The sequence below is a fragment of the Rhodococcus sp. 05-339-2 genome, assembly GCF_002258965.1.
Classification (GTDB): Bacteria; Actinomycetota; Actinomycetes; order Mycobacteriales; family Mycobacteriaceae; genus Rhodococcoides.
Genome location: NZ_NOYW01000016.1, coordinates 1 through 15812, shown reverse-complemented (window position 1 = coordinate 15812; position 15812 = coordinate 1). Strand labels below are relative to the sequence as shown.

Below are 15812 nucleotides of genomic sequence, written 5' to 3'. Positions count from 1 at the left end.
TCCTGGGCGAAATGACCTGTATGAGAAGAACATTTGTAGCGGCAACACGAGTTGCCACCGTCGTCGTCTCAGGTCTGGCCTTTTCAGCAATCATCGGCGCAGGCGTTTCCCATGCTGACACTCAGGATTGCTCCATCGCCCACGATGCCTTCGGCGCGTCTGCAACGTGCCACGACACCGGTGCTCCTCCGGGGAGGGAGTACGTACTGATCACCGAATGTTGGGGCTTCCATGTCACTGCCGCCGTTCCGTTCCTGGCGGTCGGCCCCTACACCTCGTCGAGCCGATCCTTCGTGCCGACAGGTCAGGCGTCGGGTAACTGCGGTTCGAGCTGGGGCCAGCCGACGTCGACCCTCGGTGTGGTCACCGGTGCCCACGTGGAGATCTATCGCCAGTGAGATCGGCCTGGTGACCGGCTGATCAGGTCCAGGGCGTGATGGGCGGCTTGACCCACATGATCTTCTCGTCGGCGTGCTGGGGCGTCGCACCGTCGTGGCCCGGGTGTTCGGCCGCCCACACGGATTTACGGTCGAGCAACTCGGCCACGATGGTCCACGTCTCCATCGTGCTCGGTGGATGCAGGTCGGCAGCGCGGGCCAGCTTCCGGCGGACCGCGTCGGTGAGGTCGAGTAGCTCGGCACCGGTGATGCCGCGATCCCACACGTAGCGCGCCAGAGCCTTCGCCTTGTCCTGCCGACTCTTCGCAGCCTGTTCGGAGTGCGCGAAATCGAACTGCTCGCCGCCCGCGTTCTCTGTCGTCACGGGCACAACATTAATGAACTGCGAGAAAAGGCACGTCCGCTTGATCTTCTGGGGGCCTCGTCGCCTACCGTAGGTGGGTGATCACTCAAGCATCGGGTGCAGAGCAAGTCTCCATCCCCGCGACCGATTCCACAGACGCGAAAACCTGGCCGTCGATCCTGACGTGGCGAGCGCACGACGTTCCTCGCATGGAGTCCGTGCGGGTCCAGCTCTCGGGCAACCGCATCAAGGCAGCCGGACGCATCATCGGTGGCGCGTGCAGCGATCACCCCGCCTTCAGCGCGTCCTACGACCTGGTGACCGACGAATACGGCGTCACCAAGAGGCTCTCGGTGCGCACATCTCTCGCGTCCGGTGACCGCCAGGCCTCCGTCAGCCGTGACGACGAGGGCTACTGGATGGTGGAGAACAGCACCAGTCATCAGCGCTCGACCTACAGTGGTGCGCTCGACGTCGACATGGTGCTCAGCCCGTTCTTCAACACCCTGCCGATCCGGCGATTCGGTCTGCACACCCAGGTCCAGGACCTCGAGGTGCCCACGGTGTACGTGAACCTGCTCGACCTCAGCATCCAGGAAGCCACGCTGACCTACAGCAGTGGTTCCGAGGGAATTCACGTCATCTCACCGGTCTCGACGTCGTCCGTCACGGTCGACGCCGACGGTTTCGTTCTCGACTACCCGGGACTGGCCGAGCGGATCTGACGAACGACGCCACCGCGTCGACCCGCGTCCTGCAGTTTTTCCCGCCACCCCGGTTCGCCCGGGGTGATGTCGGTGATCTCGAAGCGTTGATGCTGCTCGTACTGCAGGCGCGCCGTGTTTCCGGCCTCGACCAGTGATTTCGTCGAACCTTCGTCGAGTTCTTCGCGCGCTGCCGTGAGTGCGTCCAGTGCCTCGTCCAGCGCGGTCCGCAGAGCGGCGGCGTTGCCCTCGGTCATCGCCCGAACGAGATTCGGCGACGAGGACGCCACCCGCGTCCCGTCGCGAAACGAGCCCGCAGCCAGGCCCAACGCCAGCGGTCCGCCTGCCGCGCCCACGATCGCGAGTGTCTCGGCCAGCACGTGCGGCAGATGAGAGATTCTGGCGACGGCGCAATCGTGCTCGCCGCTCTCTGCTGGCACCACCACCGAACCGCAGTCGAGAGCGAGCCGGGCCACCCGAACCCACACGTCCGCGTCGACTCCCGGGTCGGTGGACACCACCCACACCGCGTCGGTGAACAGCGTCGGATCGGTGGCCGACCACCCCGAGTGGTTGGTGCCGGCCATGGGATGTCCCCCGACGTAGCGTGCCTGCAAACCCTGCGCCTCGACGGCGGCCGCCATCTCGGCCTTGACGCTGACGACATCGGTCAGCGGAGCTGTGGGGGCATGCTCGGCGACAGCAGTCAGAATCGACTCGACGGCAGGCATCGGAACGGCGACGACGATCAACGCGTCCTGTGCTGCGGCCCTGCTCAGTGCAGCTACCAGGTCGGTGCCGACGTCGTATCCATCGGCCGCAGCACCTGCAATCGCGTCGGCCGATCGGTTCCATCCCCATGCAGGACGGCCCGCATCGTGTGCCGCGCGCAGGATCGACCCACCGATCAGTCCGAGACCCAGAACGCACACCGAAGAAGAAGTCACCCGATCAGATTGGCACAGGTGGGTGACGTCGATCGGACGTGGACTTCGAATACAGGCCCCTACCGGACTACCGTTGCGCGCATGGCCGCACAGCGCGCGAACAACAACCGCGCATCCGCACCGGAATACGACGACCTCGAGGGATTCGGCGTTGCAGTTGTCCGAGAGGAAGGCAAGTGGACCGTCACGCCGCTGTCCGACGACGCACTGACCAGTCTGTCGGCGGCAGAGACCGAATTGCGTGAGCTGCGCAGTTCTGGAGCGGTGTTCGGAATGCTCGACGTGGACGAGGAATTCTTCGTCATCCTGCGTCCCGCACCGAACGGCACCCGACTGTTGCTGTCCGACGCGGTCGCCGCCGTCGACTACGAAATCGCCGCGGACGTCCTCGATGCGTTGAACATCGAGATCCCCGACGTCGACCCCGACGAACTCGACGACATCGAGCCCTACGAAGAGGGTGACCTCGCGTTGCTGGCCGATCTCGGACTCCCCGAAGCTGTGCTCGGCATCATCGTCGCCGAGACCGACGACTACCCCGACGAGCAGCTGCAGTCCATCGCCGAACGCCTGGGCTTCGAGGACGAGTTCACCGCAGCGTTGAACAAGCTGCGGCGGTAGTCCATGTCGGTATCCGACGCGGACATGATCCGCGCAGCGCTGGCGGCTGCCGCCGAGGCGTCGGACGCCGACGTCCCCGTCGGAGCCGTCGTGTTCGACCCCTCCGGACGTGAGATCGCCCGAGCCTGCAATGCGCGGGAGGCGTCGGGCGACCCCACCGGACACGCTGAAGTGATCGCCCTGCGTCGAGCAGCGGCCGTACACGGGGACGGCTGGCGACTCGAAGGCTGCACCCTGGCCGTGACCTTGGAACCCTGCACGATGTGCGCCGGGGCGCTGGTGCTCGCTCGCGTCGGAGCAGTGGTGTTCGGAGCATGGGAACCCAAGACCGGAGCAGTCGGCTCGCTGTGGGACGTGGTGCGAGACCGTCGACTCACCCACAGGCCGCAGGTGCGCGGCGGGGTATTGGAAGCCCAATGCGCCGAAGTGTTGACCAGGTTCTTCGCTCGCCAGAGATAACGATCCCGTCTCGAGGTGAGGGGCGAGGTGGCCGGGTCCGTCGGTTTTCAGGAGTGTGGAGAGCAGGGGTGCGACGACGCGCTCCAACCTCTGCGAAGGAGAGCACTATGGGAATCGGCGACAAGATCTCGAACAAGACCGAAGACCTCGGCGGCAAGGCAAAGGAAGCCGCTGGTTCGGCCACCGGAGACAAGGACCTCGAAGCAGAGGGCAAGGGCGACCAGACCTCGGCAGCAGTCAAAGACGGCGTCGAGAAGGTCAAGGACGCAGCCTCGAACATCAAGGACAAGCTCACCGGCAACTAGTCGCCGGAGTGGAGCCTGCGGAATGACCGATGGATTCGCGTGCTGAGCAGGCGATTTAGCCTCAGGCCGTCATTCCGGTACAGTCTTCTGCGGTGGCGTGTCCGAGCGGCCTAAGGAGCACGCCTCGAAAGCGTGTGACGGGTAATCCCCGTCCGAGGGTTCAAATCCCTCCGCCACCGCCACAAGCTCCCCACCTGTTCACGCAGGTGGGGAGCTTTTTTGTGCGCGATTCTCGCCCGTAGCGTGCTCACGTGACCACATCTTGGCCACACTTGTCGGTGAGTAGCTGTCATTCATGGTCACGGCGACGGCATCCAAGTCCGTGTCGAAGAGGTCTGCGTACGTGTCCAGAGTGACCTTCGCGGACGTGTGCCCGAGCATCCTGGCGAGCGCGAGAACGTTCACCCCGGCGCTGACGGCGAGGCTGGCTGTCGTGTGCCGCAGATCGTGCGGCGTAATGGTCTGCACCTTGGCCCGCTTCACTGCGCCGGCGAACCATCCGCCGTCCGACTTTGGCCGCGGGAGGTACCGGCCGTCGGGCCCCGGGAACACCAGATCGGACATGGTCTTGTTCTGGCACTGCTGAGCGAGCTCGTCGAGGATGAACTGGGGAACCGGCACCGATCGACCACGCCGACTCTTCGTCAGGCCTTCGGCATGATCGACGCCGAGCTGCACTGCATTGTCGTGCACGCTCAGCCGTCGCCTCAGGAACTCGATGTCTTTCACGCGTAATGCGATCAGCTCTCCCCATCGCAGACCGGTGTAGGCCTTCGTGAGCACCAGTCGACGGTGCTGCCCCGATTCCTCGGCCAGGCGAGCGACGTCCTCGGCGGACAGATACACGTGACGCTTCGCGGTCTTGCGCGGCAGGTTCTCGACACCTCGAGCGGGGTTCTTCGCAAGGCGGCGCGACTTGACCGCGTCGTCGAGGATCCCAGCGAGCACGCCGTAGGCTCGAATCACGGTCGTCGGGCTACATCCCTTGCGTGTCATCTCGGCGATCCACCGCTCGACCCCGGCAGGTTCGATCTCCGCTATCCGGGCCGTTCCCCACTTCGGGCCAACGTGGGTTCGCCATGCTGAGTCGAGTGTCCGGTAGTTCGACGGTGCCACATCGGACTGTTTGCGCGACAACCAATCTGGTGCCAACTCGGCCAACGCAGCTCGGCCGAGAATCGGGGCTACGTACTCGCCGCTGAGCTTCTGTACTTCGACGGTGTTAGCAAACGCCTCAGCGTCGCGCTTGGTCTTGAATCCGCGTTTCGTGGTCTGCCTGTGGTCGGGCGTCCGATAGCGAACGCGGTATCGCTTGCCTGTCTTGGTCGAGTACGGCTCAATGGTCGCCATCGGATCCCATTCCATCTTTCAGCTCAGACTTGAGGTCGCGGGATACTTGTCCCCGCCTCTGAGCGTTCGACTCGACGCCGGCGCGTATATCTCGCTCTTGGCTCAGAGGGCGTCCCCACAGCTTCCGCGACCAGTAGACGACGTCCTCCAGCTCGACGTTGAGGTCCGATGCCGCTCGCCGCTCAGCGAGGCCAGCTTGTTGGTAGTCCGTCACCATCGCTTCCGCAAACTCGTCGAAGTTTTGGTCGGCGGTCAAGTAGCGCTTGAATCTTCCTAGGACGATTGATCTTTCGTAGTTCGCATCTTGTCGATCCTTGAGGCCTGGTGCGATGTCGATCGGCGCACCGGCCAACGCTTTGGCAACCATCTCCGCCGGTAGGTGAAGTTTCGGGCTGATCTCGACGAGTTCGCGGCCCGCTAGCAGATCTGCCAGTCGAACCGGCTCGGCTGAGACCGTCGATAGCGCGGCGGCAACGGCGTACATAGTCGGCAAGGTTGGGCTGACCCGGCCGGCCTCGAAGTCTCCAACGCGGCTAGACGACCACTTGAGGCCGAAACCTTTTGCCACTCTTGCGAACTCGTCCATGCTGATCTGTGCCCTAAGGCGAATCGTTTTCGCGTTGCCGCCGATGACGTCGGAGAGCTGTCTCATGCATGTCAGCGTACTTCATTCTCGGTTACTTGACATGACTCGGTTTCTGGTCTTGACTATTGAAGTGACTAGAAAAACAGTTACTCGAGAAACGGGGACCTCAGTGAAACTCAGCGACCGCAGAAGCGTTGCGTCGTCAGACGCCCGCCAGAGTCCGTGGCCCAACAGCCAGTACTGCGAATTCATGAAGATGACACCGGCTGCTGCTGCTCAACAGCGCTACAAGGGGACCGGCCCGAGGTTCATCCGCGCGGGGTCACGGATCTACTACGACCCCGAGGATGTCTACGCCTGGCTCGACGGCAACAAGGTCGTCCGGACGGATGGCGCGGCCTGATGCCTTGGACGTCGGACCCCTACGAAATCGAAGACGCCCTCGACCGCGGAGTTGGCGCTCCAGATGCGGCCGAGGGCGAGACAACCAATCCCAACATCGCGGAAGGAACTGATCGATCATGACCATCGTAAACCAGCAGGGCCCGGCACACCTCCCGCCGGTCAAGTACACGCACGCCAAGCTCGACGACTTCATGTACGAGAAGTTCGGGAGAACCGTTGAGGGCCCGGCTAAGACGCGACTGATGAAGGTCGCCAGAGCGAAGTTCGCGGACGAGATCGAGCGGTCCCACGCGATCGCACGAGCCGCACAGGAGGAACTCGCGACGGCCATCGAGCCGTCGACGGCGATGTCCAACCTGGACGCTTTCCAGCGTGACATGAATCCGCAGTTGGTGGTCAAGCCGGGTGCTCCCATTCCGTACCTGGAGAACAGGCGACCACGCTGGTCGGAGCGAGAGTCCGACCAGCGCGTCCTCAATGTCGGCGACGAGATCGCTGCGGTCAACGAGATGTCCTGGCGAAGTCGTCCGATCGTAATGCCGCTGACCAACCAGTTTTACGGCCGCTGGCAGCCAAACGGCTCATTCAAGACGGCCTCGATATGGGCGGATGTCAGACAGGACACGGGTGACCCCGAGCCGCAGATCGCATTCGAGCGACATGGGTTCAAGGTGGTGAACGGCAAGGTCGATACCGTCGACGGCCACGACCGGTACACCCTCACCTTGGCCGAAGCCGCGAATCTCGCCCGCGGCCTCTTGCTGCTCGTGGACCTCGCAACCGAAACCGCCGACGGGACCGGTGGTGCCTGATGTTCGCCCAACTCGACGAGATGACCGACGAACCTGTCCGCGCTGAGCTCACCAACGTCGGCCGCGTGCGAATTGCCTACGGCCGAAGTGTCGTCGTAACGCTGGACATCGGAGAGGCAGTCGACCTAGTCGCCGCCGTAGTCGATGTCCTGGCCGAAGCCGACCACCAGTCACAAGCGCAACTGCGGCGCAACGAGGACGAAATCCGCAGTGCTGCAACCATTCGAGAGGCCATGCAATGAACACACCCCCTTCGCACGCCATGATCGTCAACGAAGACGGAACACCCCGCGGCATGGCCGACATCGATCGGATTCAATCAGACGCCACGCTGCTGATGTACGACATGGCCGCTGCGGCCGGTGACGACGCCGCGGTCGATGCGGTCTCGATCGAATGGATCGACAAGCTGGACCCGGATTCGATGGGTTACGTCAGCGCTACGGCTCTGGCCCTGATCACCCGGAACATCATCGTGCCGTTGATCGAGACGCTCGAATCTGCTGCGCCGCAGTTCGATTTCCGAGCCAAGCTGATCGAGTCGCGAGATCACGCACGGGAGACACTGCGGTGAGCGACGACCAGGACGTGTACGACGAGACCGTGATCGACGCCGCCGATCGACTGCTACGAGCGGCACTGCGCGGCTACACCTTTCGGCTCGCGGTCCAGTGCGATGTCTGCGGCATCTGGCTGACCGATCCGAAGTCGGTTCGCCGGCATCGAGGCCCGGTCTGCGCGAAGAAGGATCCCGCCGCGTGACCGACGCTCAACGCCCGATCGAGGGCACGGCCGCACTTCCCGCTGCCGTGCTCGTCGGCGGCGTTGACTCAAACGAGATCGACTTCCTGCCGGTCCACCAACGCCTGGCCCCGATACTCGACCGAGCGGTCCTGCTCGGTGATATCCCCGTCCTCGGGTCGCCGACCTGGGTGGAAATCCCCGAAGACGATCGTCGGTGGCGAGACAGCGTTGTCGTCGCCGGGTACCGGTGGGCAATGACCGAGTGGTTACGGCAGGACGCAGAAAACCAAGCAAGCAAGGAACTTTCGGGATCCGCAGATTGGTCGGCGGTGGCTACGAGAACGCGTCGCCGCGCCGAGTACCTCGCGGCGAATCCCTGGGCCAGGAGGCACACCGCATGATCGATGGATCGGAGCTCCTCGACGACGTCGAGAACTGGTTCGGACGGTTCATAGCCGTACCCGACGATCGTGACCTATCGCTGCTCACGCTGTGGACTATCTCGACGCACCTTGCGCTCGAGACGTACACGACCGCGCGACTGTTGATCGACTCGACAATGCCGGGATCGGGCAAAACCACCGTCCTCGACCACCTGTCGCGGCTGTGCTTCAAACCAGTGCAGGCCGCGTCACTGTCGTCGCCTGCACTACTGGTGCGGATGCTCGAGCACGGTATCCGGACCGTTCTCATCGACGAGGTCGACCGGTCCCTGTCACCGAACAAACCCGGTGTCGAGGATCTGATCGGAATCATCAACTCCGGCTACCGCCGCGGTGCCACTCGCCCGGTGCTGGTACCCGTCAAGGGCGGGGGGTGGCAGGTCCAGGAAATGCCCACCTTCGCCCCCGTCGCAATGGCCGGAAACTCACCGCGCCTCCCTGACGACACGCGCTCGAGGTCGATCCGCGTCCTGCTGATGCCGGACCTGAACGGGTCGATCGAGGACTCGGATTGGGAGTTCATCGAAGAGGCGGCGGCAACGCTGTCGGCGCGCATCACCGAGTTCACGGACAGCCTTCGAGACCAACTGACGGGAGTCCCGGTGACGCTTCCGGATGGGTGCACCGGCCGTGCAAAGGAGAAGTGGCGACCGCTCAAACGAGTCGCCGTGGCGGCCGGTGGGCACTGGCCCGCCATCGCCGACGAACTGATCACTCGCAACCTCGCCGAGGATGCCGACGAGAGGGAGGCCGGATTGCTGTCGCTACCGCCGGGCATGGTTCTACTCACGGACTTGTGCACCATTTGGCCCGAAGGAGAGGCCTTCGTCCCGTCGGAAGACCTCATCGCCAAGTTGGTGCACCACAATCCGGAGTACTGGGGTGAACGGAGTGGCTACGGGAAGGTGCTCACGCCGCACCGGATGGCCAAGATGGTCGCTCAGGCGTCGAAGGTGACCACTGTTCGCCCTGGTGGTAGGGGTAAAAGGGGATACTCGCGCGCGGTGCTTGCACCGATTTGGAAGCGTCTGGGGATAGGTCTCATTCAAAGCGGTGCAAGTGGTCCTACCGGTGACAGTGGCGCATCGGTGCGCCGCTCGCGCCAGAAAGACCACTTGCACCGGATTGATTCCGACCCCCATGGGAGTGGTGCAGAGGTACGCACTCCTGGCCGCACCGCGGGCCAATGGTTAGGCAGCGGAGAACAGATCGACGCGGCGTCACCATCGCCCCGGGAGGCATCGTGAGGACTCCCAAGCGCGAGGCGAACGAGTCGCCCGCCGAGCGTCTGCTCGCTGCGATCCTCGCCGGCACCGGTGGCCTCGAGGGTGCAGCGTGCCGCGGAGATCACGCATTGTTCGACCCTCGCGATCACGACCACGACGAGACACCGGGACGGGCGTACGAACGGCACACCGATGCGGCACGCATCTGTCAGAGGTGCCCGGTGATAGATCGATGTCGGGTCTGGGCCGAAGGCGAGTCGACTCACGGTGGAGCCCGTGGTGTGCTCGCTGGACAGATCCCCCGGACAGATGGCTGCGAGGATGCCGCGTGAACCGGCCAGCCGTCGACCGCCTCGGGGACTGTCTCCTGTTGTCCGGTCCCGCCATCGCAGACTTGTACTGGCTAGTCAGCGCCGGAATCCGGGCCGTCGAACGCAACGGTCACCCGATCCGCCCCGACGTATATCGGCTCCAACAGGTGCTCCGATCCTGCCGTGACGATGCGTCCGCAGCGCGCCGCGACGACGTCGCCGAGTCTGCTGGCGCTGCACTCTCAGTAGAGAACTTCATCGGTACCGCCGAGGCAGCCCTGATTCTTGGCCGCAGTCGCCGGCAGGTGCAACGAATGGCAGCCGACCTCGGCGGACGAATCATCAACGGCGGCTGGCGATTCGACGCCAACGAAGTCGAAGCGTACCGAACCTCCGCAGACGAACAAAGGAATCAGAATGGCAGATCCAGCACAGGCAGACGCGCCGGCTGACGACAGCTACCCCGAATCGTGGAGCACACCTGCGATGCGCAAGGCGCGCAATAGTCCCACAGCAGAGCTGCAGCGCGGTGCCGAGGACTGGCTCGCCGCGTTGCCGCAGAAAGAGTTCGACGACCTCATCGCCCGGACCCGCCAGCCGAAGCAGCAGGGAGTCTGACGTGAGTGACGACAACTCCACACCCGAGGAACTCGCGGCTGAGCAACGACGCGCCGACTTCGCAATCGGAACGATGCGCGCTCGAGAGCGAATGCGGCTCGGTCGACCGGCCGATAACAGCTACCCCAGCGACTGGAAACTCCCAACCCCGCGACACCGACCCACGGAGACGAACCGATGACCACCATCTCGACAACGCACGTCGACATCTCGACCTGCCTGCGGCTGACGAAAAACGTCACGCGCCTCGGCGGAACAGTGCCGGCCGAATTGAAGCAGATCCTCGACACCCTCGATGCGATCCTCAAGTGGGTTCCTCGGTCTGCCTCCGAGATCCTGTCGTCGGCGCTACGGGACGGCAATCTCACACCCGACAACGCCGGTCAGGTGCTCACCAAGGCTCTACTCGAATCAGGGTCGACCGAGGAAGCGCGCGAGATGCGCGGCCTCGCCACAGGCAGGTTGACGAAGACGTTCGTGGAAAACCTCTACGGCCCAGCGGGAGACGAGCTGATCGGCTCACTGACACCGGTGTTCGACGAGGCAGTGCACGGCATCGTCACCGCGGCCGAGCACTTCGGACCAGACACCGACGCAGAGCACGTCCTCGAGCTCGGCGACGACGCGGCCGCTGCCTGGCGCATGCTCGGCAAGCACCAACAGGTCCTCGACGACATCCAGCAGAACGTCATCCATCCGCTCGTCGACGTGTCCGGGTTCAACGTGCTCGGCGGCCGCAACTTCCTGCAGTACCAGATCGGCAAGGATGCAGCGTTCTATGTCGCCGAGCCTCGGGACAGCTTCGATGCACTCGCCAAGGTCATCGGCGGCCCGGTCGTGAAAGCCCGCGGCGGCCGATGGTTCGCCCTCGCCACCAGGACCGGTCTGACGCTCAACACCATCTCGCGCGCCAACGAGATCCTCGACGTCTACGAGTCCGCCGACACCGAACAGACCCAACGCAACTACCTCGCTTCCCATCCCGATACAGCACCGACCGGAGAGGCCGCCTGATGAGTAACGAATGCACACCCCTGTACCGCCCGGGTGACGAGATCACCTGCCTAGCAACAACTCCCATCACCGGCAAGCGGTTCGTCAACATCACCGCCAACCGCGACCTGTCGAACGGACTGATCAAGGTCGGCACGCCCGCAGCCGCCGGCAAGGTCTTCGGCGTCGCCGCACGTGACGCCGCATCCGGCACGCGCGTGGTGGTCCTGCGTGTCGGTGTCCTACCGATCACCGCAGCAGGATCGATCACCGCAGGCTCCGACGTCGAGGTCACCGCGACCGGAGCAGTCGTCACCCTCGCCTCCGGTGCCGCGGTGGGCAAGGCTGTCGAGAACGGAACCAACGGCTCCGACGTCCTGGTCGCCATCAACCCGCGCTGACAACGCGCCCATGAACGCTCGGCTGCGCGTGCTCCCGGCACTGCTGCGCCGAGTCCGTCGAGCAGAGCTGCGCCACACTCCTCCTGGGTCCGAAGCTCTGCTCGACCAAAACCCAGAGGTGCCGCACGCATGCAGGGAGCTGCTATGTTCCCCGGCTCCACCCTCGGATCGGGTCTCAAGGGCGTCCCCTACCCACCCCATGGCCCCAGCTCCACCCTCAGGCCCCAGCCGGGCAGCATTGATGCCCAGCTTGCGTACGGGATACAGAGTCGCGCACCGGCACGCTCAGCCATGGTCCTGAGCCACGCAGCACGGCCTGACTGGCGCTGAAAGCCGATCAGCCATGGTCGTTTTCACCACGGTTGCCGGCACGCGGATCATATTGTCGACGCCAACAAAAAGGCAGCTCAGAGGTATCGATTCGTAACAACGGCAGGTAGACTGGACCTGTGCAGCGAACGTGCCGACAGTGCTCAGCTCCCCTCGACCTCCTCAAGCCCGGCCGAGTTCCGACGTACTGCTCGACGCGATGCCGTGTCGCCGGCAACCGAGCATCGATCCCAATGGACCTGCGATCCCGCGACCGTTGGGTCTCGTGGTTACCCTCCAAGCGCCCCATCCGGCTCGACGGATCATCGGCCACCTCGACCGACCCGCAGACATGGACGAGCTACTCACGGATACGTTCAGCCGAACGTAAGGGGTTCGTTCTCGGCGATGGGATCGGGTGTATCGACCTCGATCACTGCCTCGAGGGCTCGAAACTCACCCCCGCGGCGTCCGCCTTCGTTGCCCGGATGCCGGCCACCTACACCGAGATCTCTCCGAGCGGGACGGGTCTGCACCTCTGGTTCCGGATGCCCGAGGCTCCCGGCTCGCGTCGTCGCATCGACGGGCTGTCGATCGAGACCTACTCGAGGGCCCGCTACATCACTGTCACCGGGAAGCGGTTCACCGGATCGGCGTCCACCCTCGCCGAGCTGCCAGGTTGCTGACGCCGACAAGCTGGGTAGCGGCTTGGTCCGAGACTGAGGGTTTAGATCAGCTGGAATCGATCTGGCGGGGAGTCAGCGCGCACACTCTGGACGGCCGTTCTGCGTAGGAAGAGCCAAAGAATCCCCCGGACAAGACGCGTCCCGGGGGATTCTGTTTTTGGCTGCGGGGCAGGGGTCAAGAAGTGACTAGGTCCGCCCTTTGCACAGTTGAGCGGGGCTCGGGATCAATACCTTCGCTCTCGTCCCAATCCGGCGTCCAGCCGCCGGTTGCGTGAACGGCAGTCCGGGTGGCGGCCTGAGCAATCTCCAACGCCTCGGGCTGCGATTTTGCTGGCACGTAGAGGAAAACCGTCAGTTCTGATCGCTCGTTATCGGTCGCAACATCGACGTCGTTGACTCCGGAGAGCTCCTCAAACGCATCCATAAGTGGGTCCACAACGTCTCCGAGGTCACCCTCGTGTCGAACGCCGCAGACAAGTTCTACGTAGTAGACCGTAGTGCTGTCCTCTACTTGAACCATCCTGACCTCCTCAACCATGCTTCTAAATTTCTTTGGTAGTTCGGATCCGAGGGCGACAGATGAACTGTTCTTTGAATCACGCCGTCCGGACAGAAAATCCTGAAGTACTTCTTCCCCCTTGTAACTCGCCATTCCTGGTTCTCGAGCGACTTGAGGAGGCTCTCAAGATCCTTGTCCGGGTGCCGTGGTCTCTCTGTCACACCTTGGATTGTTACACCACCTGACTCCGAGTCTGCACGACAGCGGATGAAATGGCACGGGTGATCTTCAACTCGTCTGAACCGGCTGACCTGGTGATATGCCGTCTGATCGTGCCTGTAGTGTCCGCGTTTAGAACAATTCGTAACCCTGTCCCCGAGACCCTCGCTGGAGTAGTTCGGCCCGCCTTGAGGCACGCAGGGGTCAGCAACACGCAACTCAGCGTCGCGGCTGGTGCAAAAACCCCCGATGGCCGGCTGACGCAAGCTTAGACAGGGTCAGTTATCAGATTGTTATGTTCCGTGACCTAGAAATGCCACATGTGGACCGTGGCAACGTCGATCGGTAGTCGCACGTCTCGACCATCCGCCGAGTTTTTGACACCCTGAGGACAGGTAGCAGCTCAGTGTTGCCGTCTTCGGCTGGGGGGCGGTCTTGTCGCTGGAATGGCGACGAATTTGGTGAGCAGCTAAACCGGTGGCGCAGTTGTGTGCTGGTGGCGGTGTAGGCGTTCTGTCGTTGCCCCGATCCGTCGGCACCGTACCGCCTAGGGCCGCAGACGATTAGCCCAGGAGTGCTCGCGTCGGGATTATCGCTGGCACACTGCCATCATGATCAATGTGCGGCTACCCGATGGTGGCGTTAAGAAGTTTGCAGGAAACCTCACCCTTGAGAAGGATGTCGACACTGGTGTCTACATCAGAATCTTGGATGGCACTACACCCGTCTTCGACATCCCGGCCGGTAGCAAAGTCACTGTTGCCCAGGCGGAGGAAAGTCCTCACCCTCGACTGGACCCGAAGTAGTGACGCCCGGGCCATGTCTGAGAAGTTGCGCCATACACACCGGTGGCCGGTCGCAACACAACGAAAGCGGCGGCAGGAGACGTCGCGGGTTGACCGTGACGATCTCGATGCGTGGATGCGGGTGAGTAACCCCGGATGGTTGCCGATAACGCTGAAGCCTGATACATCCGAGCCGCGTCGGTTGGGGTACCGGTGATTGAGAAGCCGCTCACGGTCCAGGACGTGGCGGAGCTAGTGCCGCACACCGCCGATTGGGTTCGGGATGCCGCGAACAGTGGTGCGCTTGACTCTCTTCCGCGTGGTGGTCGTCGGCACATGTTCACCGAGGCGCAGGTCGCTGCGTGGATCAGTAGGGGAGCGCCACGCCGTCGGACACGGATTCGATAGCCAACGTCAGCGAATCCAGGTCAGCCTGTCGGCATCGCAGGATACAGTGCTGCGAGATACAGTTGGAGAGGGAACAGTCGGCTCTTTACCGCCGTTGTAATTACAGCGATGCATGAGATGAGCGAGGGGAGGGAACATGCTGATTAAGGATGCAGCGCGTCTGCACGCCATGGAAGCACTCGATACCTACTGGCGGGGTAAGCCGTTCCCGGTCGATCCCTTCGCAATTGCAGAGTCCATGGGCATCCGAGCTTCCGCGCGCTTTCTTGAAGAGGGCACGTCCGGCATGGTCATCGCCCAGCTTCGGACGCAGCCGGAAATTTACGTAGAGGCCAGTGACACCCTGCCACGCCAACGGTTTACTTGTGCGCACGAACTCGGCCACTTTGTAGAGCGAACTAAGTCTACGAAGAACCTCAAGGAGGGCTTTGCGTTCATCGACAAGCGCACGTCGAAGACGGACGCGCATGAGTTCTACGCCAACGAGTTCGCAGCAAACCTGCTGATGCCCGAGGCTGAGGTTCGTCGGATGGAGAGTCGCGGGTCGACCCTGATTCGCATGGCGGGTCATTTCGCCGTGTCGGTGCCTGCAATGGAGGTACGACTTCGGCGCTTGGGAATCGACATCGTTACATCAAACACCGTTGCGTCGTGAGTTCGTTTGGCGAAAGTGACAGCGGCGACAATTTTGATGACGTAGGCGTCGATGTTTTGTCTCAGTCGGCCGCGCCCACCAATGAGATACCCCCTGCGCAGGCCGAAGAGATCGCGGCCGCCGCTGCAGTTCGCGCGCACCAAGACAACACCCATAGAAGCCAGCTACTGACTTGGACGATGTGGCTCGTTCCATGGGTGCTGATGATCAACTTCGGTGTATTCGTTCTGTACATGGGTTCGCAGTGGGGGAACATCTCCGCCAGCGTGATGATTGCCTGGATCAGTGCGACCGTTGTAGAGGTGCTGGGCATTGCCTACATCATCGCGTCTGACCTATTTCGAGATGGCTCACCCCGGCGGAAGTAAGTTCGGAGTACTTGACCACAATCTGACCACACTTAACCGTGAAATCTGGTCATCTGAGGTCATGCACGGTTATCTCAACATGCAGGTCAGCTCTGCATTCGGCCTCTTACCTGGGCGCTGTGCAGGGTTCAAATCCCTCCGCCACCGCCAAAACTCCCCACCCGATCCGTCGGGTGGGGAGTTTTTTTGTGTGCGCAGTCTGGGGTGGGGTCTGGGC

At 63.0% G+C, this 15812-nt stretch carries 26 protein-coding genes and 1 tRNA gene; 22 read left to right on the top strand and 5 right to left on the bottom strand.

Annotated elements, in window-relative coordinates; translation table 11 throughout:
* Positions 1-20: 20 nt before the first annotated feature.
* Positions 21-398 (top strand): hypothetical protein, encoded by a 378-nt coding sequence (locus CH273_RS13645; protein ID WP_230596766.1) that lies wholly within the window; start codon positions 21-23, stop codon positions 396-398.
* Positions 399-420: 22 nt separating this feature from the next.
* Here CH273_RS13645 and CH273_RS13640 read toward each other — a convergent pair whose 3' ends face one another.
* Positions 421-762: a hypothetical protein gene (locus tag CH273_RS13640; protein WP_032395595.1), complete on the bottom strand. Its 342-nt coding sequence runs from the start codon at positions 760-762 to the stop codon at positions 421-423.
* A gap of 188 nt (positions 763-950) precedes the next feature.
* Between CH273_RS13640 and CH273_RS13635 the strand changes: the two genes are divergently transcribed.
* Complete coding sequence (locus CH273_RS13635; protein WP_032395594.1) at positions 951-1466, top strand: putative glycolipid-binding domain-containing protein; 516 nt, start codon at positions 951-953, stop codon at positions 1464-1466.
* Here CH273_RS13635 and CH273_RS13630 read toward each other — a convergent pair.
* A complete protein-coding gene (locus CH273_RS13630) occupies positions 1439-2410 on the bottom strand; it encodes a prephenate dehydrogenase (protein WP_032395593.1) in 972 nt (323 codons plus the stop codon). The two genes, CH273_RS13635 and CH273_RS13630, sit on opposite strands and share 28 nt — an antisense overlap.
* Positions 2411-2473: 63 nt before the next feature.
* Here CH273_RS13630 and CH273_RS13625 point away from each other — a divergent pair, with 63 nt between their 5' ends.
* From CH273_RS13625 to CH273_RS13610, 4 genes are all read left to right on the top strand, one after another.
* The gene (locus CH273_RS13625) at positions 2474-3013 is read left to right on the top strand and encodes a tRNA adenosine deaminase-associated protein (RefSeq protein WP_032395592.1); all 540 of its coding nucleotides are present in this window, start codon (positions 2474-2476) and stop codon (positions 3011-3013) included.
* Positions 3014-3016: 3 nt separating this feature from the next.
* Positions 3017-3472: a nucleoside deaminase gene (locus CH273_RS13620; RefSeq protein WP_032395367.1), complete on the top strand. Its 456-nt coding sequence runs from the start codon at positions 3017-3019 to the stop codon at positions 3470-3472.
* A gap of 107 nt (positions 3473-3579) precedes the next feature.
* The gene (locus CH273_RS13615) at positions 3580-3777 is read left to right on the top strand and encodes a CsbD family protein (RefSeq protein WP_032395366.1); all 198 of its coding nucleotides are present in this window, start codon (positions 3580-3582) and stop codon (positions 3775-3777) included.
* A gap of 91 nt (positions 3778-3868) precedes the next feature.
* A tRNA-Ser gene (locus CH273_RS13610) sits at positions 3869-3959 on the top strand.
* A 16-nt stretch (positions 3960-3975) separates the two neighbouring features.
* Here the strand turns inward: CH273_RS13610 and CH273_RS13605 are convergent.
* Together CH273_RS13605 and CH273_RS13600 are read right to left on the bottom strand one after the other, a co-directional pair.
* Positions 3976-5127, bottom strand: coding sequence for a site-specific integrase (locus CH273_RS13605; protein ID WP_032395365.1), 1152 nt, complete (start codon positions 5125-5127; stop codon positions 3976-3978).
* Complete coding sequence (locus CH273_RS13600) at positions 5114-5779, bottom strand: helix-turn-helix domain-containing protein (RefSeq protein WP_032395364.1); 666 nt, start codon at positions 5777-5779, stop codon at positions 5114-5116. The genes CH273_RS13605 and CH273_RS13600 overlap by 14 nt, the downstream gene beginning before the upstream one ends.
* A gap of 184 nt (positions 5780-5963) precedes the next feature.
* On the opposite strand from CH273_RS13600, the gene CH273_RS27710 reads away from it, so the two are divergent.
* The 12 genes from CH273_RS27710 (at position 5964) to CH273_RS13535 (ending at position 12661) form a co-directional block, all read left to right on the top strand.
* Entirely contained in the window at positions 5964-6116 is a 153-nt protein-coding gene (locus CH273_RS27710; protein WP_179275477.1) for a hypothetical protein, read from the top strand.
* A 118-nt stretch (positions 6117-6234) separates the two neighbouring features.
* Positions 6235-6930, top strand: coding sequence for a hypothetical protein (locus tag CH273_RS13590; protein WP_032395362.1), 696 nt, complete (start codon positions 6235-6237; stop codon positions 6928-6930).
* Positions 6930-7172 carry a hypothetical protein gene (locus CH273_RS13585; protein WP_032395361.1) on the top strand — a complete coding sequence of 81 codons (243 nt, stop codon included), beginning with the start codon at positions 6930-6932 and terminating at the stop codon, positions 7170-7172. Before CH273_RS13590 ends, CH273_RS13585 begins: the two co-directional genes overlap by 1 nt.
* Positions 7169-7504 (top strand): hypothetical protein, encoded by a 336-nt coding sequence (locus tag CH273_RS13580; RefSeq protein ID WP_143546228.1) that lies wholly within the window; start codon positions 7169-7171, stop codon positions 7502-7504. Before CH273_RS13585 ends, CH273_RS13580 begins: the two co-directional genes overlap by 4 nt.
* Complete coding sequence (locus CH273_RS27705) at positions 7501-7692, top strand: DUF6011 domain-containing protein (protein WP_032395360.1); 192 nt, start codon at positions 7501-7503, stop codon at positions 7690-7692. Before CH273_RS13580 ends, CH273_RS27705 begins: the two co-directional genes overlap by 4 nt.
* Positions 7689-8075: a DUF2742 domain-containing protein gene (locus tag CH273_RS13575; protein ID WP_032395359.1), complete on the top strand. Its 387-nt coding sequence runs from the start codon at positions 7689-7691 to the stop codon at positions 8073-8075. Before CH273_RS27705 ends, CH273_RS13575 begins: the two co-directional genes overlap by 4 nt.
* Positions 8072-9364 carry a DUF3631 domain-containing protein gene (locus tag CH273_RS13570; RefSeq protein WP_052049499.1) on the top strand — a complete coding sequence of 431 codons (1293 nt, stop codon included), beginning with the start codon at positions 8072-8074 and terminating at the stop codon, positions 9362-9364. Before CH273_RS13575 ends, CH273_RS13570 begins: the two co-directional genes overlap by 4 nt.
* A complete protein-coding gene (locus CH273_RS13565; protein WP_230596765.1) occupies positions 9361-9675 on the top strand; it encodes a WhiB family transcriptional regulator in 315 nt (104 codons plus the stop codon). Before CH273_RS13570 ends, CH273_RS13565 begins: the two co-directional genes overlap by 4 nt.
* Before the next feature lie 396 nt (positions 9676-10071).
* Positions 10072-10272, top strand: coding sequence for a hypothetical protein (locus CH273_RS13555; RefSeq protein WP_032395357.1), 201 nt, complete (start codon positions 10072-10074; stop codon positions 10270-10272).
* Positions 10273-10449: 177 nt separating this feature from the next.
* Positions 10450-11286 carry a hypothetical protein gene (locus CH273_RS13545; protein WP_032395355.1) on the top strand — a complete coding sequence of 279 codons (837 nt, stop codon included), beginning with the start codon at positions 10450-10452 and terminating at the stop codon, positions 11284-11286.
* Complete coding sequence (locus tag CH273_RS13540) at positions 11286-11666, top strand: capsid cement protein (protein ID WP_032395354.1); 381 nt, start codon at positions 11286-11288, stop codon at positions 11664-11666. Before CH273_RS13545 ends, CH273_RS13540 begins: the two co-directional genes overlap by 1 nt.
* A gap of 563 nt (positions 11667-12229) precedes the next feature.
* Entirely contained in the window at positions 12230-12661 is a 432-nt protein-coding gene (locus tag CH273_RS13535) for a bifunctional DNA primase/polymerase (RefSeq protein ID WP_052049496.1), read from the top strand.
* 175 nt (positions 12662-12836) lie between these two features.
* Here CH273_RS13535 and CH273_RS13530 read toward each other — a convergent pair whose 3' ends face one another.
* Complete coding sequence (locus CH273_RS13530; protein WP_143546226.1) at positions 12837-13313, bottom strand: hypothetical protein; 477 nt, start codon at positions 13311-13313, stop codon at positions 12837-12839.
* Between the two features lie 677 nt (positions 13314-13990).
* Between CH273_RS13530 and CH273_RS27385 the strand changes: the two genes are divergently transcribed.
* The 4 genes from CH273_RS27385 to CH273_RS13515 all read left to right on the top strand — a co-directional run bounded on the left by CH273_RS27385 (position 13991) and on the right by CH273_RS13515 (position 15595).
* Positions 13991-14185 (top strand): hypothetical protein, encoded by a 195-nt coding sequence (locus CH273_RS27385; RefSeq protein ID WP_143546225.1) that lies wholly within the window; start codon positions 13991-13993, stop codon positions 14183-14185.
* A 192-nt stretch (positions 14186-14377) separates the two neighbouring features.
* The gene (locus CH273_RS28460) at positions 14378-14572 is read left to right on the top strand and encodes a helix-turn-helix domain-containing protein (protein ID WP_371828367.1); all 195 of its coding nucleotides are present in this window, start codon (positions 14378-14380) and stop codon (positions 14570-14572) included.
* A 136-nt stretch (positions 14573-14708) separates the two neighbouring features.
* Positions 14709-15227: an ImmA/IrrE family metallo-endopeptidase gene (locus CH273_RS13520; RefSeq protein ID WP_052049492.1), complete on the top strand. Its 519-nt coding sequence runs from the start codon at positions 14709-14711 to the stop codon at positions 15225-15227.
* Positions 15224-15595, top strand: coding sequence for a hypothetical protein (locus CH273_RS13515; RefSeq protein ID WP_032395350.1), 372 nt, complete (start codon positions 15224-15226; stop codon positions 15593-15595). The genes CH273_RS13520 and CH273_RS13515 overlap by 4 nt, the downstream gene beginning before the upstream one ends.
* The last annotated feature ends 217 nt before the right edge of the window (positions 15596-15812 follow it).